The sequence below is a fragment of the Inquilinus sp. Marseille-Q2685 genome, assembly GCF_916619195.1.
Taxonomy (GTDB): Bacteria; Pseudomonadota; Alphaproteobacteria; order DSM-16000; family Inquilinaceae; genus Inquilinus.
The window spans coordinates 500,508-524,227 of sequence record NZ_CAKAKL010000001.1; the positions used below are offsets into that span (position 1 = coordinate 500,508).

At 70.9% G+C, this 23,720-nt stretch carries 27 protein-coding genes, 1 tRNA gene and 1 pseudogene; 14 read left to right on the forward strand and 15 right to left on the reverse strand.

Going from position 1 to position 23,720, the window contains the following annotated elements; genetic code table 11:
• Positions 1-126: 126 nt before the first annotated feature.
• The 10 genes from LG391_RS02330 to LG391_RS02375 all read left to right on the forward strand — a co-directional run bounded on the left by LG391_RS02330 (position 127) and on the right by LG391_RS02375 (position 7,173).
• Positions 127-1,071, forward strand: a complete 945-nt coding sequence (locus LG391_RS02330) for a MoxR family ATPase (protein ID WP_225765779.1) — start codon at positions 127-129, stop codon at positions 1,069-1,071.
• A complete protein-coding gene (locus LG391_RS02335) occupies positions 1,068-1,634 on the forward strand; it encodes a GNAT family N-acetyltransferase (RefSeq protein ID WP_225765781.1) in 567 nt (188 codons plus the stop codon). Before LG391_RS02330 ends, LG391_RS02335 begins: the two co-directional genes overlap by 4 nt.
• The gene (locus LG391_RS02340; RefSeq protein ID WP_225765783.1) at positions 1,624-2,880 is read left to right on the forward strand and encodes a VWA domain-containing protein; all 1,257 of its coding nucleotides are present in this window, start codon (positions 1,624-1,626) and stop codon (positions 2,878-2,880) included. Before LG391_RS02335 ends, LG391_RS02340 begins: the two co-directional genes overlap by 11 nt.
• Complete coding sequence (locus LG391_RS02345) at positions 2,877-3,197, forward strand: XdhC family protein (RefSeq protein ID WP_225765785.1); 321 nt, start codon at positions 2,877-2,879, stop codon at positions 3,195-3,197. The genes LG391_RS02340 and LG391_RS02345 overlap by 4 nt, the downstream gene beginning before the upstream one ends.
• Complete coding sequence (locus LG391_RS02350; RefSeq protein WP_225765787.1) at positions 3,194-3,904, forward strand: XdhC family protein; 711 nt, start codon at positions 3,194-3,196, stop codon at positions 3,902-3,904. Before LG391_RS02345 ends, LG391_RS02350 begins: the two co-directional genes overlap by 4 nt.
• Positions 3,901-5,544 (forward strand): NTP transferase domain-containing protein, encoded by a 1,644-nt coding sequence (locus LG391_RS02355; protein WP_225765789.1) that lies wholly within the window; start codon positions 3,901-3,903, stop codon positions 5,542-5,544. Before LG391_RS02350 ends, LG391_RS02355 begins: the two co-directional genes overlap by 4 nt.
• Complete coding sequence (locus tag LG391_RS02360; RefSeq protein WP_225765791.1) at positions 5,541-5,957, forward strand: iron-sulfur cluster assembly scaffold protein; 417 nt, start codon at positions 5,541-5,543, stop codon at positions 5,955-5,957. Before LG391_RS02355 ends, LG391_RS02360 begins: the two co-directional genes overlap by 4 nt.
• A 17-nt stretch (positions 5,958-5,974) precedes the next feature.
• Positions 5,975-6,496 carry an alpha/beta hydrolase gene (locus LG391_RS02365; RefSeq protein ID WP_225765793.1) on the forward strand — a complete coding sequence of 174 codons (522 nt, stop codon included), beginning with the start codon at positions 5,975-5,977 and terminating at the stop codon, positions 6,494-6,496.
• Between the two features lie 105 nt (positions 6,497-6,601).
• The gene (locus LG391_RS02370; protein ID WP_225765795.1) at positions 6,602-6,808 is read left to right on the forward strand and encodes a hypothetical protein; all 207 of its coding nucleotides are present in this window, start codon (positions 6,602-6,604) and stop codon (positions 6,806-6,808) included.
• A complete protein-coding gene (locus LG391_RS02375) occupies positions 6,787-7,173 on the forward strand; it encodes a cytochrome b (RefSeq protein ID WP_374200731.1) in 387 nt (128 codons plus the stop codon). The genes LG391_RS02370 and LG391_RS02375 overlap by 22 nt, the downstream gene beginning before the upstream one ends.
• 178 nt (positions 7,174-7,351) lie before the next feature.
• Here LG391_RS02375 and LG391_RS02380 read toward each other — a convergent pair whose 3' ends face one another.
• From LG391_RS02380 to LG391_RS02390, 3 genes are all read right to left on the reverse strand, one after another.
• The gene (locus tag LG391_RS02380; RefSeq protein ID WP_225765797.1) at positions 7,352-7,702 is read right to left on the reverse strand and encodes an MmcQ/YjbR family DNA-binding protein; all 351 of its coding nucleotides are present in this window, start codon (positions 7,700-7,702) and stop codon (positions 7,352-7,354) included.
• Between the two features lie 18 nt (positions 7,703-7,720).
• Positions 7,721-8,452, reverse strand: coding sequence for a type 1 glutamine amidotransferase (locus LG391_RS02385; protein WP_225765799.1), 732 nt, complete (start codon positions 8,450-8,452; stop codon positions 7,721-7,723).
• A 101-nt stretch (positions 8,453-8,553) separates the two neighbouring features.
• Positions 8,554-9,906 (reverse strand): FAD-binding oxidoreductase, encoded by a 1,353-nt coding sequence (locus tag LG391_RS02390; protein WP_225765810.1) that lies wholly within the window; start codon positions 9,904-9,906, stop codon positions 8,554-8,556.
• A gap of 100 nt (positions 9,907-10,006) precedes the next feature.
• Here LG391_RS02390 and LG391_RS02395 point away from each other — a divergent pair, with 100 nt between their 5' ends.
• Positions 10,007-11,527 (forward strand): bifunctional UDP-sugar hydrolase/5'-nucleotidase, encoded by a 1,521-nt coding sequence (locus LG391_RS02395; RefSeq protein WP_225765812.1) that lies wholly within the window; start codon positions 10,007-10,009, stop codon positions 11,525-11,527.
• The gene (locus LG391_RS02400; RefSeq protein WP_225765814.1) at positions 11,524-12,501 is read left to right on the forward strand and encodes a patatin-like phospholipase family protein; all 978 of its coding nucleotides are present in this window, start codon (positions 11,524-11,526) and stop codon (positions 12,499-12,501) included. Before LG391_RS02395 ends, LG391_RS02400 begins: the two co-directional genes overlap by 4 nt.
• Here LG391_RS02400 and LG391_RS02405 read toward each other — a convergent pair.
• Positions 12,453-13,256, reverse strand: coding sequence for a helix-turn-helix domain-containing protein (locus LG391_RS02405; protein ID WP_225765816.1), 804 nt, complete (start codon positions 13,254-13,256; stop codon positions 12,453-12,455). The two genes, LG391_RS02400 and LG391_RS02405, sit on opposite strands and share 49 nt — an antisense overlap.
• A 136-nt stretch (positions 13,257-13,392) precedes the next feature.
• On the opposite strand from LG391_RS02405, the gene LG391_RS02410 reads away from it, so the two are divergent.
• Together LG391_RS02410 and LG391_RS02415 are read left to right on the forward strand one after the other, a co-directional pair.
• Positions 13,393-14,625, forward strand: a complete 1,233-nt coding sequence (locus tag LG391_RS02410) for an MFS transporter (protein ID WP_225765827.1) — start codon at positions 13,393-13,395, stop codon at positions 14,623-14,625.
• Positions 14,626-14,843: 218 nt separating this feature from the next.
• Complete coding sequence (locus LG391_RS02415) at positions 14,844-15,902, forward strand: calcium-binding protein (protein WP_225765829.1); 1,059 nt, start codon at positions 14,844-14,846, stop codon at positions 15,900-15,902.
• Positions 15,903-16,003: 101 nt separating this feature from the next.
• Here LG391_RS02415 and LG391_RS02420 read toward each other — a convergent pair.
• The 11 genes and pseudogenes from LG391_RS02420 to pgm all read right to left on the reverse strand — a co-directional run bounded on the left by LG391_RS02420 (position 16,004) and on the right by pgm (position 23,617).
• Positions 16,004-16,079 (reverse strand) — tRNA-Phe (locus LG391_RS02420).
• 55 nt (positions 16,080-16,134) lie between these two features.
• Positions 16,135-16,332 (reverse strand): DNA gyrase inhibitor YacG, encoded by a 198-nt coding sequence (locus tag LG391_RS02425; protein WP_225765832.1) that lies wholly within the window; start codon positions 16,330-16,332, stop codon positions 16,135-16,137.
• A gap of 45 nt (positions 16,333-16,377) precedes the next feature.
• The gene (locus LG391_RS02430; protein ID WP_225765835.1) at positions 16,378-17,460 is read right to left on the reverse strand and encodes a ribonuclease E/G; all 1,083 of its coding nucleotides are present in this window, start codon (positions 17,458-17,460) and stop codon (positions 16,378-16,380) included.
• Complete coding sequence (locus LG391_RS02435) at positions 17,457-18,038, reverse strand: nucleoside triphosphate pyrophosphatase (protein WP_225765837.1); 582 nt, start codon at positions 18,036-18,038, stop codon at positions 17,457-17,459. The genes LG391_RS02430 and LG391_RS02435 overlap by 4 nt, the downstream gene beginning before the upstream one ends.
• A 38-nt stretch (positions 18,039-18,076) precedes the next feature.
• On the reverse strand, positions 18,077-18,295 hold the full coding sequence (gene infA, locus LG391_RS02440; RefSeq protein WP_026870679.1) for a translation initiation factor IF-1: 219 nt from the start codon (positions 18,293-18,295) through the stop codon (positions 18,077-18,079).
• Positions 18,296-18,404: 109 nt separating this feature from the next.
• A pseudogene (locus LG391_RS34995) lies at positions 18,405-18,632 on the reverse strand (type II toxin-antitoxin system prevent-host-death family antitoxin); the annotation flags it as partial.
• 185 nt (positions 18,633-18,817) lie between these two features.
• On the reverse strand, positions 18,818-19,258 hold the full coding sequence (locus LG391_RS02450) for an arsenate reductase ArsC (RefSeq protein ID WP_225765840.1): 441 nt from the start codon (positions 19,256-19,258) through the stop codon (positions 18,818-18,820).
• A 3-nt stretch (positions 19,259-19,261) separates the two neighbouring features.
• Positions 19,262-19,753, reverse strand: coding sequence for a UPF0262 family protein (locus tag LG391_RS02455; RefSeq protein WP_225765842.1), 492 nt, complete (start codon positions 19,751-19,753; stop codon positions 19,262-19,264).
• Entirely contained in the window at positions 19,750-21,048 is a 1,299-nt protein-coding gene (hisD, locus tag LG391_RS02460) for a histidinol dehydrogenase (RefSeq protein WP_225765852.1), read from the reverse strand. The genes LG391_RS02455 and hisD overlap by 4 nt, the downstream gene beginning before the upstream one ends.
• Entirely contained in the window at positions 21,032-21,700 is a 669-nt protein-coding gene (hisG, locus tag LG391_RS02465; RefSeq protein ID WP_225765855.1) for an ATP phosphoribosyltransferase, read from the reverse strand. Before hisG ends, hisD begins: the two co-directional genes overlap by 17 nt.
• 264 nt (positions 21,701-21,964) lie before the next feature.
• Positions 21,965-23,617, reverse strand: coding sequence for a phosphoglucomutase (alpha-D-glucose-1,6-bisphosphate-dependent) (gene pgm, locus LG391_RS02470; RefSeq protein WP_225765857.1), 1,653 nt, complete (start codon positions 23,615-23,617; stop codon positions 21,965-21,967).
• Between the last annotated feature and the right edge of the window lie 103 nt (positions 23,618-23,720).

A 23,720-nucleotide genomic window follows, 5' to 3' on the forward strand; every position in this document is an offset into this window, starting at 1 on the left:
GAGACCATGAGGGTGGCGACGGATTGACGACGGGGCGGTTACAGCACCGTGACGACCCGCGGCACCGCCGGCACTGGCCCCTGCCCGCCCATCCCCGTATCCTGCCGGAAAATTGGGATTCGTCCGATGAACGCTGCCGCCCTGCCCGCCTCCGTCGAGGAGACCCTCGCCCTGCTGTCCCGCGGCGACTATGTCGCCGACCGGCCGCTGGCGACCGCCCTGTTCCTGGCCCTGCGGCTGAAGCGGCCGCTGTTCCTGGAAGGCGAGGCCGGGGTCGGCAAGACCGAGATCGCCAAGGTGCTGGCAGCGACGCTGGGTCGGCGCCTGGTGCGGCTGCAATGCTACGAAGGCCTCGACATCGCCGCCGCGGTCTATGAGTGGAACTACCAGCGCCAGATGCTGGAGATCCGCCTGGCCGAGGCCGGCGGCGTGCAGGACCGCGACCAGCTGGCCAGCGACATCTTCGCCGAGCGCTTCCTGATCCGCCGGCCGCTGCTGCAGGCGCTGGAGCCGGACGTCGCCGGCCCGGCCGTGCTGCTGATCGACGAGTTGGACCGCACCGACGAGCCGTTCGAGGCCTTCCTGCTGGAGGTGCTGTCCGATTTCCAGGTGACGATCCCGGAGCTCGGCACCATCAAGGCGGCCGAGCCGCCGATCGTCATCGTCACCTCGAACCGCACCCGCGAGATCCACGACGCGCTGAAGCGCCGCTGCTTCTACCACTGGGTCGACTACCCGAATGCGGAGCGCGAGCGCGCCATCCTGCACGCCAAGGCGCCGGGCACGCCGGAGGCGCTGAGCGCCCAGATCGTCGCCTTCGTCCAGAAGCTGCGCCGGATGGACCTGTTCAAGCAGCCGGGCGTGGCCGAGACGCTGGACTGGGCCCAGGCGCTGACCGAGCTGGACGTGCTGGAGCTGGACCCCGACGTGGTGCGCGACACGCTGGGCACCATCCTGAAGTACCAGGACGACATCGAACGCATCCAGGGCGCCGAGGCGGCGCGGCTCCTGTCCGAGATGCGGGCAGAGATGAACGCCGCGGCCGCCGCCGCGGTGTCCATACCGGTATGAGCGACGGCGGCTTCGCCCCGATCCGGACCGACCGCCTGGTCCTGCGGCGCTTCATGGCGCGGGATGCCGGGGCGTTCCGCGCCTATCGGGACGACCCCGCGGTCGCGCGCTGGCAGGGCTGGGACGGCTGCGGCCGGGAGGAGGCCGAAGCCTTCGTCGCCGGGATGGCCGGCGCCCCCTACGGCCTGCCGGGCCAGTGGTTCCAGATTGCCGTGGCCGACCGCTCGGACGACCGGTTGCTGGGCGACATCGGCGTCCATGTTCTGGCCGTGGAGCCGCGACTCGTCGAGCTCGGCGTCACCTTCGCCACGGGCTCCCAGGGGCGCGGCCTCGCCACCGAGGCGCTGGACGCGCTGATCCGCCGCCTGTTCGCGGAGGAGGCCCGGCACCGGCTGCAGGCGTCGATCGACCCGCGCAACGCCCGCTCCGTCGCCCTGTTCGAGCGGCTGGGCTTCCGGCGCGAGGCGCATTTCCGGCGTTCGGTCTGGGCCAAGGGCGAGTGGTGCGACGACCTCGTCTACGCCCTGCTGGCCGAGGAATGGAGCGGCCGCCATGCCGGCTGATCCCGCCCCGGCCGAGAAGGGCCGCCTGGCCCTCAACGTCATGCAGTTCTGCCGCGCCCTGCGCGCCGCCGGCCTGCCGGTCGGGCCCGGCCGCACCCTGGCGGCGCTGGAGGCGCTGGAGACGGTCGGCATCGCCAGCCGCCAGGACGTGTACTGGGCGCTGCACGCCACGCTGGTGAACCGGCGCGACCAGCGCGAGATCTTCGACCAGGCCTTCCACCTGTTCTGGCGCAACCCGGACATGCTGAAGCGCGCCATGACGCTGATGCTGCCGCAGATCCGCACCGGCAAGGAGGAGGAGCGCGCCGTCAACCGCCGCGTCGCCGAAGCCTTCGCCGACCGCCAGCCCGGCCGCGGCGAGGCGCCCGACGACGCCGAGGAGCCGCCGGAGCTGGAGGTCGACGCCAGCCTGACCTTCTCCGAGCGCGAGAAGCTGCAGCAGAAGGATTTCGAGCAGATGAGCGCGGAGGAGCTGGCCCGCGCCCGGGCCGCCATCGCGCGCTTCCGCCTGCCGGTGCGCGACGTGCCGACCCGGCGCTTCGCCCCACACCATTCGGCGCCCCTCGTCGACATGCGCCAGACGCTGCGCCGGTCGCTGCGCGCCGGCGGCCATTCCATCGACCTGGCGCGGCGCATCCGCCGCACCCGGCCGCCGCCGCTGGTGGTGCTGTGCGACATCTCCGGCTCGATGAGCCAGTATTCGCGCATGCTGCTGCATTTCCTCCACGCCGTGACGACCGAGCGCGACCGGGTGCACAGCTTCGTCTTCGGCACCAGGCTGACCAACATCACCCGGCAGCTGCGCCGCCGCGACGTCGACGACGCGCTGGACCGCGTCGGCCGGGCTGCCCAGGACTGGGGCGGCGGCACCCGCATCGGCGCCTGCCTGGCCGAGTTCAACCGGGTCTGGGGCCGCCGCGTCCTGGGCCAGGGCGCGGTGGTGATCCTGATCACCGACGGGCTCGACCGCGACGCCGGCGACCGGCTGGAGGGCGAGATCGACCGGCTGCATCGCAGCTCTCGCCGGCTGATCTGGCTCAACCCCCTGTTGCGTTGGGACGGCTATGCGCCAAAATCTATGGGGGCGCGCGCCTTGATGCCGCATGTCGACGAGTTCCGCCCGGTCCACAGCCTGGCCAGCCTGGCCGCGCTGGTGGATGTGCTGGCCGAGGACCCGGTGCGCGGCGACCGGCGCATGGCCAGGTGGCGGCATTTGGCTGCCGCCCAGCAGGAGGTGGTGCAATGACCGATCACGACGATGTGCTGGCTCTGGCCTCGGCCTGGGCCGCCGAGGGACGTCCGGTGGCTCTGGCGACCGTGGTCTCGACCTGGGGCTCCTCGCCACGCCCGGCCGGCAGCCAGCTGGTGATCGACGGCGAAGGCCGGATGCAGGGCTCGGTCTCCGGCGGCTGCATCGAGGGCGCCGTGGTGCGCGAAGCGCTGGAGGTGATGCAGGACGGCAAGCCGCGCCTGCTCGATTTCGGCGTCACCGACGAGCAGGCCTGGGAGGTCGGGCTGGCCTGCGGCGGCAAGGTCCAGGTCTTCGTCGAGCGGCTGTCGTGAAGCGCGAGATCCTCGACGCGCTGCAGGCCGCGCGGGCCGAGCACAAGACCGCGGCGCTGGTCACCGATCTCTCCAGCGGCGCCCAGGCGCTGGTGATCGACGGCGCCGTGACCGGCGACCTGCCGGTCGACGCGGCGCTGCGGGGCGCCATCGACGAGGCGCTGCGCCACAACCGCAGCCGCACGGCCGCGGACGGCAAGCTGTTCATCCAGGCCTTCGTGCCGCCGCTGCGGCTGGCCATCGTCGGCGCCGTCCACATCGCCCAGGCGCTGGCGCCGATGGCGGCGCTGGCCGGCTACGACGTCACCGTGATCGACCCACGCCGCGCCTTCGCCTCCGACGAACGCTTCCCCGGCGTCAAGGTCAGCACCGAATGGCCGGATGACGGCCTTGCCGCGCTGAAGCCGGACGGCCGCACCGCCGTCGTCACCCTGACCCACGACCCCAAGCTGGACGACCCGGCGCTGGACGTGGCGCTGAAATCCCCGGCCTTCTACATCGCCGCCCTCGGCAGCCGGAAGACGCATGCCGGGCGGATCGAGCGGCTGACCGCGCGCGGCCACGGCACCGACGCGCTGGCCCGGATCCACGGGCCGGCCGGCCTCGCCATCGGGGCCGTCTCCCCGGCCGAGATCGCGATCGCCGTGATGGCGCAGATGACCGCGGTGCTGCACGGCGCCGAACCGCACGGAAAGGCCCCCGCGTGATCTTCGGCTCCCTGCCCGTCGCCGAGGCCGCCGGCGCCATCCTCGCCCACGCCGTCGCCGCCGGCGACACGGTGTTCCGCAAGGGACGGCGGCTGAGCGAGGCCGACATCGCGGCGCTGAAGGCCGCCGGCGTCGAGGAGGTGCAGGCGGCGCGGCTCGAGCGCGGCGACATCCACGAGGATCAGGCCGCCGAACGGGTCGCCGCGGCCGTGCAGGGGCCGGGGCTGAGCGCCAGCGCCGCCTTCACCGGCCGAGTCAATCTCTACGCCGAGGCGGCCGGCGTGGTCGTGATCGACCGCGAGCGGATCGACCGGCTGAACCGGCTCGACGAATCGATCACGATCGCCACCCTGCCCGAATGGGCCGAGGTCGCGCCCAAGCAGATGGTGGCGACGATCAAGATCATCCCCTTCGCCGCGCCGACCGACGCGGTGTCGCTGGTCGAGGTGATGTCGTCGCTGCCCGAGCGCGGGCCGGCTTTGCGCCTGGCCCGCTACCGGCCGCTCAAGGTCGGGCTGATCCAGACCAGGCTGCCGACGACCAAGCCGAGCGTGCTGGACAAGACCGCCCAGGTGACGGCGGAGCGGCTGGCCCGGCTGGGCGGCACGCTGGCGCGCGAGCGCCGGTCGGACCACAAGGCCCCGGCGCTGACCAGCGAGATCCGCATGGTGCAGAATCTCGGCCTCGACCTGTTGCTGATCGCCGGCGCCTCGGCCATCACCGATCGGCGCGACGTGCTGCCGGCGGCGATCGAGGCGTCGGGCGGCATCGTCGAGCATTTCGGAATGCCGGTCGATCCCGGCAACCTGCTGCTGATGGGCCGCATCGGCGCCATGCCGGTGCTGGGCCTGCCCGGCTGCGCCCGGTCGCCCAAGCTGAACGGCTTCGACTGGGTGCTGCAGCGCATCGCCGCCGGCCTGACCGTCACCCGCCTCGATGTCATGGCCATGGGCGTCGGCGGCCTCCTGGCCGAGATCCCGAGCCGCCCCCTGCCCCGCGACCGCACCGCCGACGGCAACGGCATGCCGCACGCGCCGAATGTCGGCGTGGTGGTGCTCGCCGCCGGCCAGTCGCGCCGCATGGGCGAGCTGAACAAGCTGCTGGCCCCGGTCGACGGCAAGCCGATGGTGGCGCATGCGGTCGACGCCGCGCTCGGAACCAAGGGCATCGGCCCGGTGGTCGTCGTCACCGGGCATGAACGCGAGCAGGTCGAGGCGGTGCTGGCCGACCGGGCGGTCACCTTCACGGCCAACCCCCGCTATGCCGAAGGCCTCAGCACCTCCCTCGCCGCCGGGCTCGCGGCGCTGCCGCACGAGGTCGATGCCGCCATCGTCTGCCTCGGCGACATGCCGCGCATCGACTCGCGATTGATCGAGCGGCTGGTCGCCGCCTATGCGCCGACCGAGGGCCGTTCGATCGTGGTGCCGACTCATCAGGGCAAGCGCGGCAACCCGGTGCTGTGGGACCGCCGCTTCTTCCCGGCCATGGCCGCGGTCGCCGGCGATGTCGGCGCCCGCCACCTGATCGGCGAGCATGCCGACGAGGTGGTGGAGATCGAGGCCGGCGACACCGCCGTGCTGTTCGACGTCGACACGCCGGAGACGCTGTCGACCCTGACCGCCAAGGTTCCGACGCGATGATCGACGCGCTCTACGACCAGGCCATCCTGCAGAAGGCGCGGGACGCGACCGGTGCCGGGCGGCTGCCCGAGCCCGACGGGTCGGCGATGATCGACAACCCGCTCTGCGGCGACCGGGTGACCATCGACCTGACCCTGGCGGACGGCAAGGTGGCCAGGGTCGGCCACCTGGTGCGCGGCTGCGTGCTGTGCGAGGCCTCGGCGGCGCTGATCGCCGAGAAGGCGGTCGGCCAGGCCCCGGCGACGCTGCGCGAGATCGCGGCCGGCATCCGGCCGATGCTGCGCGAGGGGGCCGCCCCGCCCTGGCCGGAGCTGGAGATCTTCACCCCGGTCCGCGCCGTGCGCAGCCGGCACGACTGCGTCGAGCTGCCGTTCCGCGCCCTGGCCGCGGCGCTGGACAAGGCCGGCGCCTGATCGGTAGCACTTCCATCATGAAATCCTCCGACGCCCATATCCTCATGGTCCCCGGCCTGGCCTCGCCGGACGAGGGGCACTGGCAGGCCCGCTGGCAGTCGCGCCTCAAGACCGCGCGCTGGGTCGGCAGCGCCGACGATCCGGCCGACCGGGGCCGGGTCGAGGCCCTGGTCGCCGCGGTCGACGCCGCCGACAAGCCGGTGGTGCTGATCGCCCATGGCCTGGGCGTGCTGGCCGTCGCCTCCGCCGCCCCGCGCCTGAACGGCCGCGTCGCCGGGGCGCTGCTGGTGGCGCCGCCGGACCCGGCCGGCGTGCCCGGTTACGAGGCTGTGCCCCGCGACCCGCTGCCCTTCCCGTCCCTGCTGGTCGCCAGCGCCAGCGATCCGGGCTGCGCCCTGGCCGTGGCCGACGACCTTGCGGCCGCCTGGGGCAGCCAGTTCGTCGATGCCGGCGACGCCGGCGGCCTCGACAGCGCCAGCGGCCACGGCCCCTGGCCGGAAGGCTTGACCCGCTTCGCCATGCTGATGGCGCGCCTGTGACGCCGCGTCTCCCTGTCTTTTTATTAATCGTACTTCCGCCGGCTGTTTGAGCGAAAAGGCTGGGGCCCTCATCGGCCCACGACAGACACAGCCACGAGCATCCGAATGACGATCCAGCAAGCCGCCGCGACCGCGGCCCAGACCGACCGGCCCGCAAGCCGCTACGACCGGGCGACCATCCTGCTGCACTGGCTGACGGCGGCGCTCGTCATCCTGCTGTTCGCGCTGGCGGAGATCTGGGCTTCCTGCCGCGCGGCACGCCGCTGCGGAAGGGCGCGCAGTCACTGCACATCTCCTGCGGCCTGCTGCTGACGGCGGTGCTGATCGCGCGCCTGCTCTGGCGCGGCAGCCGGGGTCGCCGCCTGCCGCCGGCGAACACCGGCCTGCAGCACCTGGCGGCCAAGGCGGCGCATCACGCGCTGTACCTGCTGTTGGCGGCACAGGTGGTGCTGGGCTTCCTGTTCCGTTGGGCGCAGGGCGAGCCGTTCCGGTTCTTCGGCCTGTTCGACGTGCCGGCGGCCTTCGCGCCCAATCCCGACCTGGCGCACCGGATCGGCGGGCTGCACGACACCGTTGCCTGGGCCATCATCGTCCTGGCCGGGCTGCATGCGGCCGCAGCGCTGATCCACCACTACGCGCTGCGCGACGACGTGCTGCGCCGGATGCTGCTCGGTTGAGGGAACGAGCAACCAGATGTCGGTTCAGAGCAATCTAGTCAATTTATACTGTCATGCCCGGGCTTGACCCGGGCATCCAGAGAATGTCGACATCTTCTGGATTGCCGAGTCAAGCCCGGCAATGACAATAAAGGGATCTCAACTTCCTGATCAAAAGCCGAAGAGCTGAGTCAGTCACTTATTGATCAACCCGCGCCGCGTCGAAGTCCTTCACCAGCCGCTTCGGCGCGGCCTCGCGCCAGCGCCGGAGCAGCAGGGCCTCGACCGCATCCGCGCCGGCCTTCGGCAGGCGCATCAGCACGATCGGCCAGTCGCGGTAATGCGGGGAGAGGTGGAACACCTCGGGCTCGGCCTCGATCAGCATCTCGCGCTCGTCGAAGCCGACGCCGGGCACGACCAGCGTCTCGCCGTCCTCGCGCAGCCGGGCCAGCAGCTTGCCCTTCACCTTCAGCGCCGGCGTGCCGTAGGAGGTCGACCGTTCGACGCCGGGCCAGGCCAGGGCGATGGCGCAGACATCGTCGAAGGTCATCCCCCGCCCTCTCCGGCCTCAGGCCGCCCGCTGGCTCCCCGCCCGCGCCGCCCGGACCATCTCCATCCAGCGCAGCCCGACCTGGCGGGCGAAACGGTCGGCGCCCGGCAGGTCGTTCGCCAGCTGATCGCGATAGGTGGCGAAGAAATCCGGGAACCGGTCCCGCGTCCAGTCCGGGAAGGCGTCGACCCAGCCCTCGACGATTCCGGCGGTGACCTCGAGATGGAACTGCAGCCCGTACAGGCCCGGCCCGGCGGTGAAGGCCTGGTTGGCGCAGACGGGGGTGGTCGCCAGCAGCGTCGCGCCCTGCGGCAGGTCGAAGGTGTCGTAGTGCCAATGCATCAGCCGCGGCAGGGGCGACAGGCCGCGCAGCAGCGGGTCGGCCTCGGCCGCCTCGGTCGCCGCGATCGCGGTGAAGCCGACCTCCGGCGTGTGGTGGCGGCGCACCGTCCCGCCCAGCGCCCGGGCCAGCAGCTGGGCGCCGAGGCAGATGCCCAGCACCGGCTTGCCGGCCGCGGCGAAGGCGCGGATCGCGGCCAGCTCCGCCGGCAGATAGGGATGCGCGACGTCGTCGCCCGCGAACTGGCCGCCGCCCAGCACCAGCAGCCCGTCATGGCCGGAGGCGTCGGCCGGCACGGCATCGCCACGCTCCGGGAACCGCGTGTCCTCGACCCCGCCCGCCTCCGCGATCGCCGCGCCGATCAGGCCCGAGGGGGTGCGGTCGTTGTTCTGCAGGGTCAGGATCTTCACGGCGTCGCTCCGCAGGTCAGCGCGCAGAAAGGCTACGGTCGGGGCGGCCGACGACCAAATGCGCAGAATGCGGGGCAGCCCCGGCGTCAGGGTTCAGGCTCTCACAGGGCGTCCTGGATCATGAATTTCAGATACGCGGCCTTCAGCAGCCAGCGCCGGTGGGCGCCCAGCGGGAAGCGTGTCGGCGGCGTCGCCATCAGCGCCGGGATGCCGACACCCGGCACCGGGCTGCCGGTCATGGCATGGGCGACGGCGCGGCCGGCCCAGCCGGCGCTGGCGACGCCGTTGCCGTGATAGGCCAGCGCGTACCAGACGCCGGGATCGTCCGGCACCGGACCCAGCATCGGCGTCAAATTGGCCGACAGGCAGACCAGGCCGGACCAGAAATGCGTGGTCTCGACGCCGCGCCAGGCGGGATAGGCGATGCCGATCCGGCCCTCCAGCCAGCGTCGGTAGCGCGCCGCCGCCTCCGGGCTGCCCCAGGTGCCGCCACGGGCGCCGAGCAGCAACCGGCCGTCCTTCAGCAGCCGGAAGTAGAACAGCAGGTTGCGGGTGTCGGACAGGGGCGTCTCGGTGGTCCACCCTTGGGCCTGCCGTTCCGCCTGGGTCAGCGGCCGGGTGACGACGATGTTCGACAGGGCCGGCAGGAATGTGCCGGCCAGATAGGGGTGCAGCCCGTCGGTGGTGTAGCCGTTGGTGGCGATCAGAACCCGCTTCGCCCGCAGCGAGCCGCCGCGCGTGACCAGCCGGTGCCCGCCCCCTTCCCTCTGCCAGCCGGTGACGCGGCTGCGGTCGTGGATCTTCGCCCCGCGGGCCAGTGCGGCACGGGTCAGGCCGCGATGGTATTTCAGCGGGTGCAGCCCGAAGCCGGCGGCGTGGTGCAGCGCGCCATGTGCCTCCGGCCCGGCATGGCCGCGATCGCGCAGCTCCTCCCGGCTCCACAGCGTGGAGGTGAGGCCGGAGACCTCGCGGTCCCAGCGCGCATCCTCCTCCAGCTCGCGCATCCGGCTCGGCTTGTGGGCGACGCTGATGACGCCGTCGCCCTGGCGGTCGAGGTCGATGCCCTCGTCCCGCGCCAGCGCCGCCACCAGCTCGGTCGCCTCGACCTGGGCGGCGTAGTAGCGGCGCACCTCGTCGCGGCCGACCCGCTTCAGCATCGCCGGGCCGGACAGCTTGGCGGCCCCGACGCAGTTGAAGCCGCCGTTGCGGCCGGAGGCGCCCCAGCCGATCGGCCCCGCCTCCAGCACCCGGACGTCGACGCCGAGGTCCCGGGCCAGGTGCAGCGCCGCCGACAGGCCGGTGTAGCCGCCGCCGATCACGGCGACGTCGCAGGCCTCGTCGCCGGCCAGCGGCACGCAGCCCCCGGGCGCCGGGCCGGCGGTGTCCTCCCAGTAGCTCGGCACGGTGCGGGCGGTGTCGGCGGTGGCCGGATGGTAAAGACTGTCCTGGCTCATCCGATCCGCTCACTTGTCACCGCTTCGCAACGCGGCGGAGGATGACACCGGGCCGCGGGCCGGTCCATTCTGGCACGACCATCCGGAGGGAGATCCAGCCATGCAGGGCCCGTCGCGCCGCCAGGTCATGCTCGCCACCGTGTTCGCCGCCGCCCCGCTGCCCGGATGGGCGGCGGCCGCCCCGCTGCGCCTGACCTTCCTGCACGTCAACGACGTCTACGAGATCGGCCCGGTGCGCGGCCAGGGCGGCTTCGGCCAGTTGGCCACGCTGCTGAAGCAGGCCCGCGCCGAGAACCCGCACACCATCACCACCTTCGGCGGCGACACGCTGTCGCCCTCGGTGATGTCGGGCCTGACCAAGGGCTCGCAGATGATCGACCTGTTCAACGCCGTCGGCGTCGACTACGCGGTCTGGGGCAACCACGAGTTCGACTACGGGCCCGAACTGGCGTCGCAGCGGATCGGCGAATCGAAGTTCCCCTGGCTCGGCGCCAATGTCCTGGGCAAGGACGGCAAGCCCTTCGGCGGCGGCGTCGCCACCGCGACCCGCAAGGTCGGCGACTACACGGTGGGATTCCTCGGCATCCTGACGCCGGACACGGCGACGCTGTCCAGCCCCGGGCCGGACATCAGCTTCCCCGACATCATCACCACCGCGAAGCAGGCGGTCGAGGCGCTGAAGGCCGAGGGCGCCAACATCCTGGTGGCGCTGACCCATCTCGGCATCGCCCAGGACCGGCAGCTGGCGCAGTCGGTCAAGGGGCTGCACCTGGTGCTGGGCGGGCACGACCACGACCCGATCATGTTCTACGAGAACAACGTCCTGATCTTCAAAGCCGGCTACGATTCGCACTATCTCGGCGTGGTCGAGCTGGAGATCTCGACCCGCGAGACCAAGGACGGGCCGGTGATCGCGGTGCTGCCGAGCTGGGAGGTGCGCCCGACCGCGGGGGTCGAGCCGGACCCGGAGATCCAGGGCAAGGTCGACGCCTTCAACAAGGCGCTGGACGACGCGCTCGGCATCGTCATCGGCACCACCTCGGTCGAACTGGACAGCCAGCGCGGCGCGGTCCGCACCCAGGAGACGACGATGGGCAACCTGATCGCCGACGGGCTGCGCTGGGGCGTCTCCGGCGCCCAGATGGCGATCGTCAACGGCGGCGGCATCCGCGGCGACCGGCTGATCGCGGCCGGCACCCAGCTGACGCGCAAGGACATCCTGACCGAACTGCCCTTCGGCAATGTCGCGGTGCTGCTGGAGCTGACCGGCGCGGAGATCCGCGCGGCGCTGGAGAACGGCGTGTCCCAGGTCGAGGGCGTCGCCGGCCGCTTCCCGCAGGTCTCCGGCCTCTCCTTCGTCTGGGACCCGGCCAAGCCGGCGGGCAGCCGGGTGGTCTCGATCACCTTCGACGGCAAGCCGCTGGACGACGCCGCGGTCTATCGCGTCGCCACCAACGACTACATGGCCGGCGGCGGCGACGGCTACGCCGCCTTCACCAAGGGCAAGGTGCTGATCGACGCTTCGGCCGCACGGCTGATGGCGACGGTGGTGATGGACTACGTCACCGCGATGAAGACCGTGTCGCCGAAGGTCGACGGCCGAATCCGGCGGGCCTCATGAACATGGATTCCGGCGGCACAGCCCCGCCGGTCCTGGGACTGGCGCTCGGCGGCGGCATCGCCCGCGGCTGGGCCCATATCGGCGTGCTGCGGGCGCTGGACGCCGCCGGCATCCGCCCGCAGGTGGTGTGCGGCACCTCGGTCGGCGCCCTGGCCGGCGCCGCCCATCTCTCCGGCCGGCTCGACATGCTCGAATCCTGGGCCCGCGGGCTGAACCGGCAGCGCATGGTCTCCTATCTCGATTTCGGCCTCGGCCTGCCCGCCCTGATCAGCGGCCGCAAGCTCGGGCGGCTCCTGGACCAGAGCTTCGGCGACCTCAGGATCGAGGATCTCGGCGTGCCCTTCGGCGCGGTCTGTGTCGACCTGTTCACCGGCCATGAGGTCTGCCTGCGCGAGGGCCGGGTGTCGGAGGTGATCCAGGCCTCCTACGCCTTGCCCGGCGTGTTCCCGCCGCGGCACATCGGCCGCCACATGCTGGTGGACGGCGCGCTGGTCAACCCGGTGCCCGTCTCGGTCTGCCGTGCCCTCGGGGCCGAGGTGGTGATCGCGGTCAACCTCAACGGCGACATCATGGGCCGGACGCGGGTGCCCGAGGGCGGCTATGCCCGCATCGCCGGCTTCGACATCCTCGAGCTGATGCCCGGCGGCACGCTGCTGGGCGGCATCAACGGCGTCGCCCGCAAGCTGTTCCGGCGCGACCCGGACATGCCGAGCCTGTTCGGGGTGATGATGGCCTCGCTCAACATCATCCTCGACCGCATGGGCCGCACCCGCCTGGCCGCCGAGCCGCCGGACGTGGCGATCGACCCGAAGCTCGGCCATATCGGCGCCGCCGAGTTCGACCGGGCGGAAGAGCTGATCGCGCTGGGCTACGAGGCGGCGGAGGCTGCGATCCCCGACATTCGCGAGGCGCTGCGCGTCACCTCCTACGGGCTCGGCCCCGACGCGCCGGCCTCGGCGCCCGCCGCGAAGTAGCGGCTGGGCGGCGCGCCCAGCAGGCGCTTGAACATGGTCGTGAAGGCGGCGGCGCTGTCATAGCCGAGGTCGAGGGCGACGGTCGTCACCGCCTCGCCCGCCGCCAGCCGCGGCAGCGCCGCGAACAGGCACGCCTGCTGCCGCCAGGCGGAGAGGCTGAGGCCGGTCTCCTGCCGGAACAGCCGGGTGAAGGCGCGGCGGCTCATGCCCAGCGCGCCGCACCAGTCGTCGATCGTGTCATGCGGCGTCGGCCCCTCCAGGAACCGCCGGCAGCGCGCCGCCAGCGCCGCATGGCCCGGCAGCGGCAGGTTCAGCGGCAGCACCGGCATGCGCGCGATCTCCTGCAGGATCAGCGCCATGACCAGCCCGTCGCGGCCGTCGAGGTCGTATTCCAGCGGCAGGTCCACCGCCTCCATCAGCAGGCTGCTCATCAGGGCCGAGACGCCGACCACCCGGCATTCGGCCGGCAGGCCGGGCACGGCGTCGGGCTCGACATAGACGCTGCGGACCTTCACCGCCCCGATCGGCTGCACGTCGTGGGTGATGCCGCCCGGGATCCAGACCGCGCGCTCCGGCGGCACCACCCAGCGCCCCGCCTCGGTCCGGACCATCAGCACGCCGTTGCTGCCGTACAGCAGCTGCGACCGCCGATGGCGATGCGGCAGGATCACGTAATGCGCCGGATAGTCGTTGCCGACCGCGACGACCGCGCGAGGCGTGTCCTCATAGCCGAAGGGGGTGGTGTTGCGGACCATGGCCCAGTCTCGAAGTTAATAGACCAAACCACGAAAGCAGGGCGTCCCGAAAGGCGTATCTTTGCCCAAACCGGAGGCACTCCCGCCTCCGGGTGCCTTGGTGATGGCCGCTCAGCGGTCATCGGGACGACCGGGAATGACGAGTGGAACACTGACCACGGGCCCAAGGCCCGAAACCGACGGAACGGTCTTCACGATCCTGGCCGCGATCAGCTTCAGCCATCTGCTCAACGACATGATGCAGTCGCTGCTGCCGGCGCTCTATCCGATGCTCGCCTCGGATTTCGGCCTCGATTTCGGCCAGGTCGGCCTCATCACCTTCGTGTTCCAGCTCACCGCCTCGATCCTCCAGCCGGCGATCGGCCTCTACACAGACCGCAAGCCGCAGCCCTATTCGCTGCCGCTCGGCATGGGTTTCACCCTGGTCGGCCTCGTCATCCTCTCGGTCGCGCCGACCTTCCCGATCCTGCTGCTGGGCGCGGCGCTGGTCGGCATGGGCTCCGCCGTGTTCCATCCGGAATCCTCGCGCATCGCCCGGTTGGCCTCGGGCGGGCGGCATGGCCTCGCCCAGTCGCTGTTCCAGGTCGGCGGCAATATCGGGTCGGCGATCGGGCCGCTGCTCGCCGCCTTCATCGTGCTGCCGCGCGGCCAGGGCAGCATCGGCTGGTTCTCGGCCGCCGCCCTGCTCGCCATCCTGGTGCTGACCGGCGTCGGCGCCTGGTACCAGCGGCACCGGCGCAGCATGGCCGCCAAGCCGCGCCGCCCGGTGGTTCCGGTTGCCCTGTCGCGCGGCAAGGTCGGGATGTCGCTGGGCATCCTCGGCATGCTGGTGTTCTCCAAGTACATCTACCTGGCCAGCCTGACGAGCTACTTCACCTTCTACCTGATCCAGACCTTCGGCGTGTCGGTGCAGGAGGCGCAGATCCACCTGTTCATCTTCCTCGGCGCCGTCGCCGTGGGGACGGTGGCGGGCGGCCCGATCGGCGACCGCTTCGGGCGGAAGGTGGTGATCTGGGGGTCGATCCTGGGCGTGCTGCCCTTCACCCTGGCCATGCCCTATGTCGGGCTGACCGGCACGGTGGTCCTCAGCATCATCATCGGCCTGATCCTGGCCTCGGCCTTCTCCGCCATCGTCGTCTATGCGCAGGAGCTGGTGCCGGGCAAGACCGGCACGATCGCCGGGCTGTTCTTCGGCTTCGCCTTCGGCATGGGCGGCATCGGCGCCGCGGTGCTGGGCGAGATCGCGGACCTGACCAGCATCGGCTTCGTCTACCGGATCTGCGCCTTCCTGCCGCTGATCGGGCTGCTCACGGTCTTCCTGCCCGACCTCGAGCGGCCGCGGCGGGTGGCTGCCGCGCCGGCGGAGTAGCGGGATTGCCGATGAAGCGGACGCCGGCAGAATCGCCGGCGTCTGTTTCCGCCCCTCCACAGTGCCCCCCATTGCCGGCCACCACCGGACAGAATAAAATCAAATTGGATCGATCGCGGTCCTAATGAGCGTCTGAAATCGAAGCCGCCGATATCGGCCGGGATAAAAGGCCTTTCCCGTGAGGTGAGCCGGCGGCAAGCCAGAAGGGGGAAACGTCGATGCGCATTTCAGCACCCGAATCCGCACTGCTGTTCGATAGCACGGACATCCGGGACTATACCGACAACGCCTTGGCCGCCTTGCCGAACCTGATCATCGGGACCATGGCGGATGACAGCCTCACCGGCACGGCTGCCTCGGACCTGATCCTCGGGCTCGATGGCAACGACGTGATCGACGCGAGGGAAGACTTTGGCATAGATGCAGAGGCCGACATCATCCTCGCGGGACGCGGCAACGACACGATCCATACGGGCGACAATGCAATTGTTCTCGCCGGCTCCGGCGACGATCTCGCCTGGATCACACAGTCCACCACGGTCTTGCTCGGCGATGGTAACGACACCCTGCGCGTCGAAGCCTATCGGAGTGGAGGCAACACGGTCTTTGGCGGTGCCGGAGACGATGTTATCGACACGCAAACCCACGCGGTCGTGGCGAATGACCGCCTCTATGGCGGCGACGGCAACGACACGATCAACTTCATCGGCGACAATACGCTCGTACACGGCGGGGCCGGCAACGACCTGCTGTATGCAGGTGTGGACGGGAGAGCTCCGACGGATAACGGCTGCGTCTACGGCGATGGCGGCGACGATATGATCTTCCTCGGTGGCAGCATCATAGACACTCCGAGCGGAACACATTTCGAACTCGATGGTGGGGACGGGAACGACACCATCATGTCCAACTCCAGAGGCTCGGACCAGATCACCGGCGGCGCCGGAAATGACGTGTTCGTCTTCAATTGGATCGAAGCCAGCCGTCCGGCCGACGCGGACGTGATCACCGATTTCACGTTCAACGCGCAGGAGCAGGACAAGATCGACCTGTCCATCCTCAGTGAATTTGCCGACTGGCGCCCTCCGATCGACGGCTTGCCCTCGAACCTCACCTTCATCGGATACGATGAATTCAGCGGCGCGGGCCGCGAAGTTCGCCTCGTTCGATCCGGGGATGGCACCGACGTCGTGATCGATATGGGAAGCGAGGGATTGGTTTCCATCCATCTCGCTGGCGTCACGCAGGAACTGACGGCCGACGCCTTTCTGCTCTGACGACAACAGATCATCGCGGGCTGCTAATCCGATCGGCCGATCGGGCCACGGCCAAATCGGCTGGCTCGCAAGCCGCCTGTGTCGCTGATGAGAAGAGAGAATGGTGCCCAGGGACAGAATCGAACTGCCGACACGGGGATTTTCAGTCCCCTGCTCTACCAACTGAGCTACCTGGGCGCCGTTGGCTCCGCGGTGCGGAGGCCGTGCTTATAGGAAACCGGAGGCCGGCTGTCTAGCGCTGATCTTCATCCGACTGCAATGTTTCTTCGGCCTCGTCCTCGGGCTTCGCCGGGATCGTGTAAGCCTCTGAAAACCAATGGCCCAGATCGATGTCGGCGCAGCGGCGGGAGCAGAACGGACGGTACTGCTGCACCGTCGGCTTGCGGCAGATCGGGCAGCGCCCGCGGGGCTCGGGAGTCGTCGTGGGCATGCTCACAGAATCGGTTCGTGAAGGCGCGGGTTCAAGCCCATAGACTCAGCCGTGGACGACCTCGGCCAGGGCTTGGCCGCGCCGCTCTCGCGCCAGCTCGGCCAGGCCCAGCGGTGACAGCGATTCGCTCAGCTGCACCCGCAGCGGGTCGTCGGCCAGCGCGCCGCGGAAGGCGTTCAGCAGCGCCGCCCGGTCGCCGCCGCGGCGCATCGAGATGAAGTCGACGACCACGGTGCCGCCGATGTTGCGCAGCCGCAGCTGCCGGGCGATCTCCAGGGCCGCCTCGCGGTTGGCGCGGACATGGTCCGGCGCGCGGCCGCCATCGACGTCGATCGCGGTCAGCGCGCGCGTCGCCTCGATGGTGATGCTGCCGCCGGAGGGCAGCGGCACGGTCGGGCTCAGCAGCGAATCCAGCGCGTCGCCCAGCGGCGCGGCGCCGGCCGCGATGCGGGGCGCGAGGTCGGGCACCGCCGTGGCGGCCCAGCGCTGCAGCGGCGGCAGCAGGGCGGCGCCGTCGACCACGATCCGGGCAGCATCCGGATGGTCCAGGACCAGCCGGCGGGCGGCGCCCGGCGCCGGCTCCAGCAGCGCCGGGGCGCGGGCGGCCTCGGCGCGGTCGGCGATCGCCTCCCAGCGCCGCGCCAGCCGCGTCGCCTCGTCCAGCACCGCGTCGGTCGCCATGCCGGCGCTGGCGGCGCGCACGATCCAGCCGCCTTCGAGGCGCTGCTGCCACTCCCGCTTCGCCGCGGGTCCCAGCCGGCTCGACACCGCCACGCCGGCCGAGAACGGCAGATGGATCAGCCCGGCGCCGGGCAGCGCCACGTCGCGCGTGGCCTCCGCCCCCTTCTCCGCCCGCGGATCCGCAAGGATCTGCACGATCACCGGCGCACCGGCCCGCAGCGAGTCGGCCTCCGGCCCGCGCAGCGGCAGGAAGGCGCTGCGGCCGGTGCCGATGTCGAGGAAGGCGGCGGCGGAGACGCGGTCGACTTTCTCGACCCTGGCCAGCATCACTGCGCCCGAAAGGCTCGGCCGGGACAGGCGCTCGGCGGCGAGGTCGGCCAGGCGGCCGTCGATCACCACGCCGGCCAGCAGCACGCCGTCCGTCGCGGTGATCTCGACCGTCTTCACCAGCGGAAGCCCGCGCCGCGCAGCAGCTGCGAGGTCTCGAACAGCGGCAAGCCGACGATGTTGGAATAGGAGCCTTCGATCGCCCGGATGAAGGTCGCCGCCCGGCCCTGGATGGCATAGCCGCCGGCCTTGCCGCGGCCCTCGCCCGAGGCGACATAGGCGTCGATCTCCTCCGGGGTCAGGCGCTTGAAGATAACGCTGCTCTGCACCAGCCGCAGCCGCAGGGTGCCGTCCGGCGCGATCAGGCAGACGCCGCCATGGACGCGGTGGCGCCGGCCGGACAGCAGCTCCAGGCACTGCCGCAGCTCGGCGTCGGTCTCGGCCTTGGGCAGGATCCGCCGGCCGCAGCCGACCACGGTGTCGGCCGCCAGGACGAAGGCGCCGGGCGCCCGGGCCCGAATCACCTCGGCCTTGGCCTGGGCCAGTCGCTTGGCGTGGGGGCCTGGCAGCTCGCGCTTCAGCGGGGTCTCGTCGAGATCGGCGGGCAGGACCTGGTCCGGCACGATGCCGATCTGGCGCAACAAATCGAGACGCCTCGGCGAGGCCGAGGCGAGAACAAGCACGTCGCCAGCAATCACCGGGGGCGTGCCAGTCCGGTCCGGACCGGGCACGGCTGTTACTTGAAGCGGAAGGTGATGCGACCCTTGGTCAGGTCGTATGGGGTCATCTCGACATTGACCCGGTCGCCCGCCAGCACCCGGATGCGGTTCTTGCGCATCTTGCCCGAGGTGTGCGCGAGAACTTCGTGGTCGTTGTCGAGCTTCACCCGGAACATCGCGTTGGGGAGCAGCTCGGTCACGGTGCCCGAGAACTCGATCAAATCTTCCTTGGCCATCCAAACTCGCCATTTTGGGAATCCGCCCAAGAAGTGGGCGACCGGACCTGCCGGGTCAAGAATTTTGTGCGGTTTCGCGCCGCGTTTCCACGATGTCTTCGCGGCTGGCTCAGGCCTCAGACGACAGGTCGCGCACGGGCGACAATTCCCGGAGTGGCTCGAACTCGTCCAGCGCCGCGAAGGGCCATTCTCCGAACAGGGCGGCTGGGCTGACGGCTGCAGTGGGCGCGAGATGGATGTAGTCGGCGGCAGATAGGACGATGACGGCATCCTGCCCATCCTGAGTGACGCGCTGCGGCCCGATCTCCCGGGCGCGCCGAACGACCTCACCGAATTCAGCCTCGGCGTCTTTGAATGTTCAGACCGGCAAGTTGGCCAGCGGATGAGGTTTATTCGGGAGCATATGTCCCCCTCTGTTTGTCATGCCCGGGCTTGACCCGGGCATCCAGAGAATGTCGAGACTTTCTGGATTGCCGGATCAAGCCCCGGCAATGACAAAAGAGGAGCGGTTGCTCAAACTCGTCACGCCCGCTCCTGCTCCAGGTCGCCGAAGCGCTCGCGGATGCGGGCCAGCAGCATGTCGCGGACCTGGCGGAAGGCGGCCAGCCGGGCCTCGCGGTTGCCCTCGATCGCGGTCGGGTCGAAGGTGTTCCAGAACTCCAGGTCGCAGGCGGTGGTGCGGGTCATCTCCACCGCCCGGTGCTGGGCCTCGGGCGACAGCGAGATCACCAGGTCGAAATTGTCGTCCTCGAGGTCGTCGAAGCCCTTCGGGCGGTGGCGGCTGAGGTCGATGCCGATCTCCTTCATCACCGCCACGGCGAAGGGGTCGAGCTCGTCCGGCCGCACCCCGACGCTGTCGACGAAGATGCGCGACCCCGCCACATGCTTCAGGATCGCCTCGGCCATCGGCGAGCGGATCGCGTTCTGGGTGCAGGCGAAGAGGACGCTGGTCGGCCCCGCCATCGCTCACCCGCGGATCTGCAGGACGCAGAGCAGCGTGAACAGCCGCCGCGCCGTCGCGTGGTCCATCGCGATCCGGTCGGCCAGCCTTTCGCCGAGCAGCACCGAGCCCTCGTCGTGCAGCCCGCGGCGGCCCATGTCGATGGCCTCGATCCTGGAGGGCGGCGCGGTCTTGATCGCGGCGTAGTAGCTCTCGCAGACCAGGAAATAGTCCTTGATGATCCGGCGGAAGGGCTGGATCGGCAGGGCCACCCGCTCGGGCTCGCCCTCGGTCCCGGTCGCGACCTCGAAGATCAGCCGGTTCTCCTCCATGCGCAGGCGCAGGCGGTAGGGCCCCGGCGGTCCCTCGACCAGGCGGAAGCTGTTCTGCTCGATCAGGTCGTGGATCGCGACCCGGCGCTCATGCGCCACCTCCGGCGACCGGCGAACGGCCGCACTCTCGTCGATCACGACCTCGACGAGGCGCCCCTCCTCCGCGTCGCCGGCCGCGCGGTTCATCCGGCCGCCTTCAGCCGCTGGGCGATCGACAACGCATGCGCCTCCAGCCCCTCGGCCCGGGCCAGGCGCACCGCCGCCGGGCCGACCCTGGCGAGGCCCGCGGCGTCGCAGCGCACCAGCGTGGTCCGTTTGACGAAGTCGAAGACGCTGAGGCCGCTGGCGAAGCGGGCGCTGCGCGCCGTCGGCAGCACATGGTTCGGCCCGGCGACATAGTCGCCCACCGCCTCCGGCGCGTGGCGGCCCAGGAAGATCGCGCCGGCGTGGCGGACCCGGTCGGCCAGGCGGTCCGGATCGGCGACCGCGAGCTCGAGATGCTCGGGCGCCAGCCGGTCGACCAGCGGCGCCGCGTCGTCCAGCGACCCGACCACGATCACGCCGCCCTGGTCGCGCCAGCTGGCGCCGGCGATCTCCGCCTTGGGCAGCCGGGCCAGCACGCGGTCGACCGCCACGGTCACCGCATCGGCGAAGGCCGCGTCGTCGGTGATCAGCACCGACTGGGCATGGGTGTCGTGCTCGGCCTGGGACAGGAGGTCGACCGCGATCCATTCCGGGTCGTTGCCGGCATCGGCCACCACCAGGATCTCGGACGGGCCGGCGATCATGTCGATGCCGACGGCGCCGAAGACTTGGCGCTTGGCCTCGGCGACATAGGCGTTGCCGGGGCCGGTAATCTTGTCGACCGGGCGGATGCTGGCGGTGCCATAGGCCAGCGCCGCCACCGCCTGGGCGCCGCCAATGCGCCAGATCTCGGTCACCCCGGCCCGCTCGGCCGCGGCCAGCACCAGCGGGTTCAGCACCCCGTCCGGCGCCGGCACCGCCATGGCGATGCGGCCGACCCCCGCCACCCGGGCCGGGATCGCGTTCATCAGGACGGAGCTCGGATAGTTGGCGAGGCCGCCCGGCACATAGATCCCGACCGCGTCGATCGGCGTCCACCGGGCGCCGAGGCCGATGCCGTCCTCGTCGACATAGGACAGGGCCGGCAGTTCGGTCCGCTCGTGGAAGGATTCGATCCGGCGGGCGGCGAGGTCCAGCGCCGCCAGGGTCTCGGCATCCACCCGGGCCTTGGCGGCGGCGATCTCCTCGGCACCGATGCGCAGCGTCTCCGGCGTCAGGCGGACACGGTCGAAGCGCTCGGTGTAGTCGATCAGCGCCGCGTCGCCGCGCGCCCTGGTCTCGGCCACGATGGCGGCGACGGCGCCGGCGACATCGGCATGGGCGCCGCGGCGGGCGGAGACGAAGGCCTCGAAATCCTCGGCAAAGCCGGGCGAGCGGGCATCAAGACGCAGCGGCATGGACGGCGTTCCGGAAACGGTCGACCCAGCCGGCGATCTCCTCCGGCCGGGTCTTGAAGGCGGCGCGGTTGACGATCAGCCGCGAGGTGACGTCGGCGATGTGCTCGATCTCTCGCAGCCCGTTCGCCTCCAGCGTTGCGCCGGAGGAGACGAGGTCGACGATGCGGCGGCACAGGCCCAGCGAAGGCGCCAGTTCCATCGCCCCGTTCAGCTTGATGCACTCGGCCTGCACCCCGCGGGCGGCGAAGTGCCGGCGGGTGACATGCGGGTATTTGGTGGCGACGCGGATATGGCTCCAGCGCCGCGGGTCGTCGGTCTCGGCCAGGTCCACCGGCTCGGCCACCGCCAGGCGGCAGGCGCCGATGCCGAGGTCGAGCGGGGCGTAGAGCTCGGGATAGTCGAACTCCATCAGCACGTCGTTCCCGGCGACGCCCAGCTGCGCCGCGCCGAAGGCGACGAAGGTGGCGACGTCGAAGGACCGCACCCGGATCAGCCGGATATGCGGATGGTTGGTGGCGAAGGACAGGCCGCGGTGCCGCGGGTCGTCGAAGGCCGGCTCCGGCTCCAGCCCGGCCTGCGCCATCAGCGGGCGCAGCTCGTCCAGGATGCGGCCCTTGGGCAGGGCGATGGTCAGGGGATCGGGTACGGTCATGGCGCCGGCTTCCGCGGGAACGGCCGGCACCATAGCCGAAAGCGGCGGCGCGAGACCAGAAGAGGCCGCGACTCGCCCATGCGCGAAGATCAGCCTCTGAGATCGGCTCCCCGTCCCCTTCCCCGTCATGGCGAGGAGGCGAAGCCGACGTGGCCATCCAGAGGCCGATGCGAGCGGCTCCTGGATGGCCACGCCCCTTCGGGGCTCGCCATGACGGATCAGGATTTCGGCGCTGGTATCAAAGCCCGGAGGCGCCGCCGGCCCCTACCCCTGCCCCGCCGCCGCGAAGGCCCGGCCGATCAGCGCCTTGGCGTCGTCCTGGACCTGCCGCAGATGGTCCTCGCTGCGGAAGCTCTCGGCATAGATCTTGTAGACCTCCTCCGTCCCCGAGGGCCGGGCGGCGAACCAGCCGTTCGCGGTCGCCACCTTGATGCCGCCGAAGGGCTGACCGTTGCCGGGGGCCTTGGTCAGGGTCTGCGTCACCGGGTCGCCGCCCAGTTGCGTCGCCCCGAGCGCTTCTGGCGTCAGGGTCTTGAACACCTGCTTCTGCGCGCTGCTGGCCGGCGCGTCGGTGCGGGCGTACCAGGCGGTGCCCAGTTCCTGCGTCAGGCCGGTGTAGAGCTCGCTCGGGTCGCGGCCGGTGACGGCGGTGATCTCCGCCGCCAGCAGGCCGAGGATGATGCCGTCCTTGTCGGTGGTCCACACCGTGCCGTCCTTACGGAGGAACGACGCGCCGGCGCTCTCCTCCCCGCCGAAGCCGACCGACCCGTCGCTCAGCCCGTCGACGAACCATTTGAAGCCGACCGGTACCTCCAGCAGGCGGCGGCCCAGCTTGGCGGCGACGCGATCGATCACGCTGCTGCTGACCAGGGTCTTGCCGACGGCGCTGTCGGCCCGCCAGCCCTTGCGATGCTGGAACAGATAGGCGATCGACGCCGCCAGGAAGTGGTTCGGGTTCATCAGCCCGGCGGTGCGGGTGACGATGCCGTGGCGGTCGGCGTCGGGGTCGTTGGCGAAAGCCACGTCGAACCTGTCCCGCAGCCCCAGCAGCCGGGTCATGGCGTAGGGCGAGGAGCAGTCCATGCGGATCTTGCCGTCCCAATCCGCCGTCATGAAGCGGAAGGTCGGGTCGATCAGGTCGCTGACCAAGGTCGCGGCGATGCCGGTGCGGTCGATCAGCGGCTTCCAGTAGCCCACCGCCGCGCCGCCCAGCGGGTCGATGCCGATCCTGACACCGGAGGCGCGGATCGCTTCGAGATCGACGACGCTGCTCAGGTCGCCGACATAGTGATCGATGTAGTTGTGGCGATGCGTGGTTGCGGCCTTCAGCGCCCGCGCCAGCGGCACGCGCTGCACCCCGTCCAGCCCCTTGCCGATCAGCTCGTTCGCGGTTCGCTCGATCCAGCCGGTCACCTCGGTGTCGGCCGGGCCCCCGTTCGGCGGGTTGTACTTGAAGCCGCCATCCTCCGGCGGGTTGTGCGACGGGGTGACGACGATGCCGTCGGCCAGTCCGGAAGTGCGGCCGCGGTTGTAGGTCAGGATGGCGTGGGAGATCACCGGCGTCGGCGTGTAGCCGCCATCCCGATCGATCATGGTCTCGACGCCGTTCGCCGCCAGCACCTCCAGCGCGCTGGCCAGCGCCGGTTCGGACAGCGCATGGCTGTCGATGCCGATGAACAGCGGCCCGTCGATCCCGGCGCGCTTGCGGTGCAGGCAGATCGCCTGGGTGATGGCGAGGATATGGTCCTCGTTGAAGCTGCCGGCGAAGGCCGAGCCGCGATGGCCGGAGGTGCCGAAGGCGACGCGCTGCGCCGGGTTCGCCGGATCGGGCTTCGTCGTGAAATACGCCGTGATCAGCCGCGGCAGATTCACGAGGTCCGACGGATCGACGGGCTTTCCTGCGAGCGGGCTGACCATCTGCGCCTCCCAATGTTCGTATCACCGGCAAATTGCGCCAGCCGGCGGCGTCTGTCGAGGAGGCGGCGCCTCGGTTTTCGCTTTCGTCCGCCCGCCGGGTGCG

Excerpts from the sequence above, each read along its gene's own strand:
- LG391_RS02330 (WP_225765779.1), top strand. The coding sequence starts at position 127 with ATGAACGCTGCCGCCCTGCCCGCCTCCGTCGAGGAGACCCTCGCCCTG.
- LG391_RS02335 (WP_225765781.1), top strand. The coding sequence starts at position 1,068 with ATGAGCGACGGCGGCTTCGCCCCGATCCGGACCGACCGCCTGGTCCTG.
- LG391_RS02340 (WP_225765783.1), top strand. The coding sequence starts at position 1,624 with ATGCCGGCTGATCCCGCCCCGGCCGAGAAGGGCCGCCTGGCCCTCAAC.
- LG391_RS02345 (WP_225765785.1), top strand. The coding sequence starts at position 2,877 with ATGACCGATCACGACGATGTGCTGGCTCTGGCCTCGGCCTGGGCCGCC.
- LG391_RS02360 (WP_225765791.1), top strand. The coding sequence starts at position 5,541 with ATGATCGACGCGCTCTACGACCAGGCCATCCTGCAGAAGGCGCGGGAC.
- LG391_RS02365 (WP_225765793.1), top strand. The coding sequence starts at position 5,975 with ATGAAATCCTCCGACGCCCATATCCTCATGGTCCCCGGCCTGGCCTCG.
- LG391_RS02370 (WP_225765795.1), top strand. The coding sequence starts at position 6,602 with ATGACGATCCAGCAAGCCGCCGCGACCGCGGCCCAGACCGACCGGCCC.
- LG391_RS02380 (WP_225765797.1), bottom strand. The coding sequence starts at position 7,702 with ATGACCTTCGACGATGTCTGCGCCATCGCCCTGGCCTGGCCCGGCGTC.
- LG391_RS02390 (WP_225765810.1), bottom strand. The coding sequence starts at position 9,906 with ATGAGCCAGGACAGTCTTTACCATCCGGCCACCGCCGACACCGCCCGC.
- LG391_RS02395 (WP_225765812.1), top strand. The coding sequence starts at position 10,007 with ATGCAGGGCCCGTCGCGCCGCCAGGTCATGCTCGCCACCGTGTTCGCC.
- LG391_RS02400 (WP_225765814.1), top strand. The coding sequence starts at position 11,524 with ATGAACATGGATTCCGGCGGCACAGCCCCGCCGGTCCTGGGACTGGCG.
- LG391_RS02405 (WP_225765816.1), bottom strand. The coding sequence starts at position 13,256 with ATGGTCCGCAACACCACCCCCTTCGGCTATGAGGACACGCCTCGCGCG.
- LG391_RS02410 (WP_225765827.1), top strand. The coding sequence starts at position 13,393 with ATGACGAGTGGAACACTGACCACGGGCCCAAGGCCCGAAACCGACGGA.
- LG391_RS02415 (WP_225765829.1), top strand. The coding sequence starts at position 14,844 with ATGCGCATTTCAGCACCCGAATCCGCACTGCTGTTCGATAGCACGGAC.
- LG391_RS02425 (WP_225765832.1), bottom strand. The coding sequence starts at position 16,332 with ATGCCCACGACGACTCCCGAGCCCCGCGGGCGCTGCCCGATCTGCCGC.
- infA (WP_026870679.1), bottom strand. The coding sequence starts at position 18,295 with ATGGCCAAGGAAGATTTGATCGAGTTCTCGGGCACCGTGACCGAGCTG.
- LG391_RS02450 (WP_225765840.1), bottom strand. The coding sequence starts at position 19,258 with ATGGCGGGGCCGACCAGCGTCCTCTTCGCCTGCACCCAGAACGCGATC.
- LG391_RS02455 (WP_225765842.1), bottom strand. The coding sequence starts at position 19,753 with ATGAACCGCGCGGCCGGCGACGCGGAGGAGGGGCGCCTCGTCGAGGTC.
- hisD (WP_225765852.1), bottom strand. The coding sequence starts at position 21,048 with ATGCCGCTGCGTCTTGATGCCCGCTCGCCCGGCTTTGCCGAGGATTTC.
- hisG (WP_225765855.1), bottom strand. The coding sequence starts at position 21,700 with ATGACCGTACCCGATCCCCTGACCATCGCCCTGCCCAAGGGCCGCATC.
- pgm (WP_225765857.1), bottom strand. The coding sequence starts at position 23,617 with ATGGTCAGCCCGCTCGCAGGAAAGCCCGTCGATCCGTCGGACCTCGTG.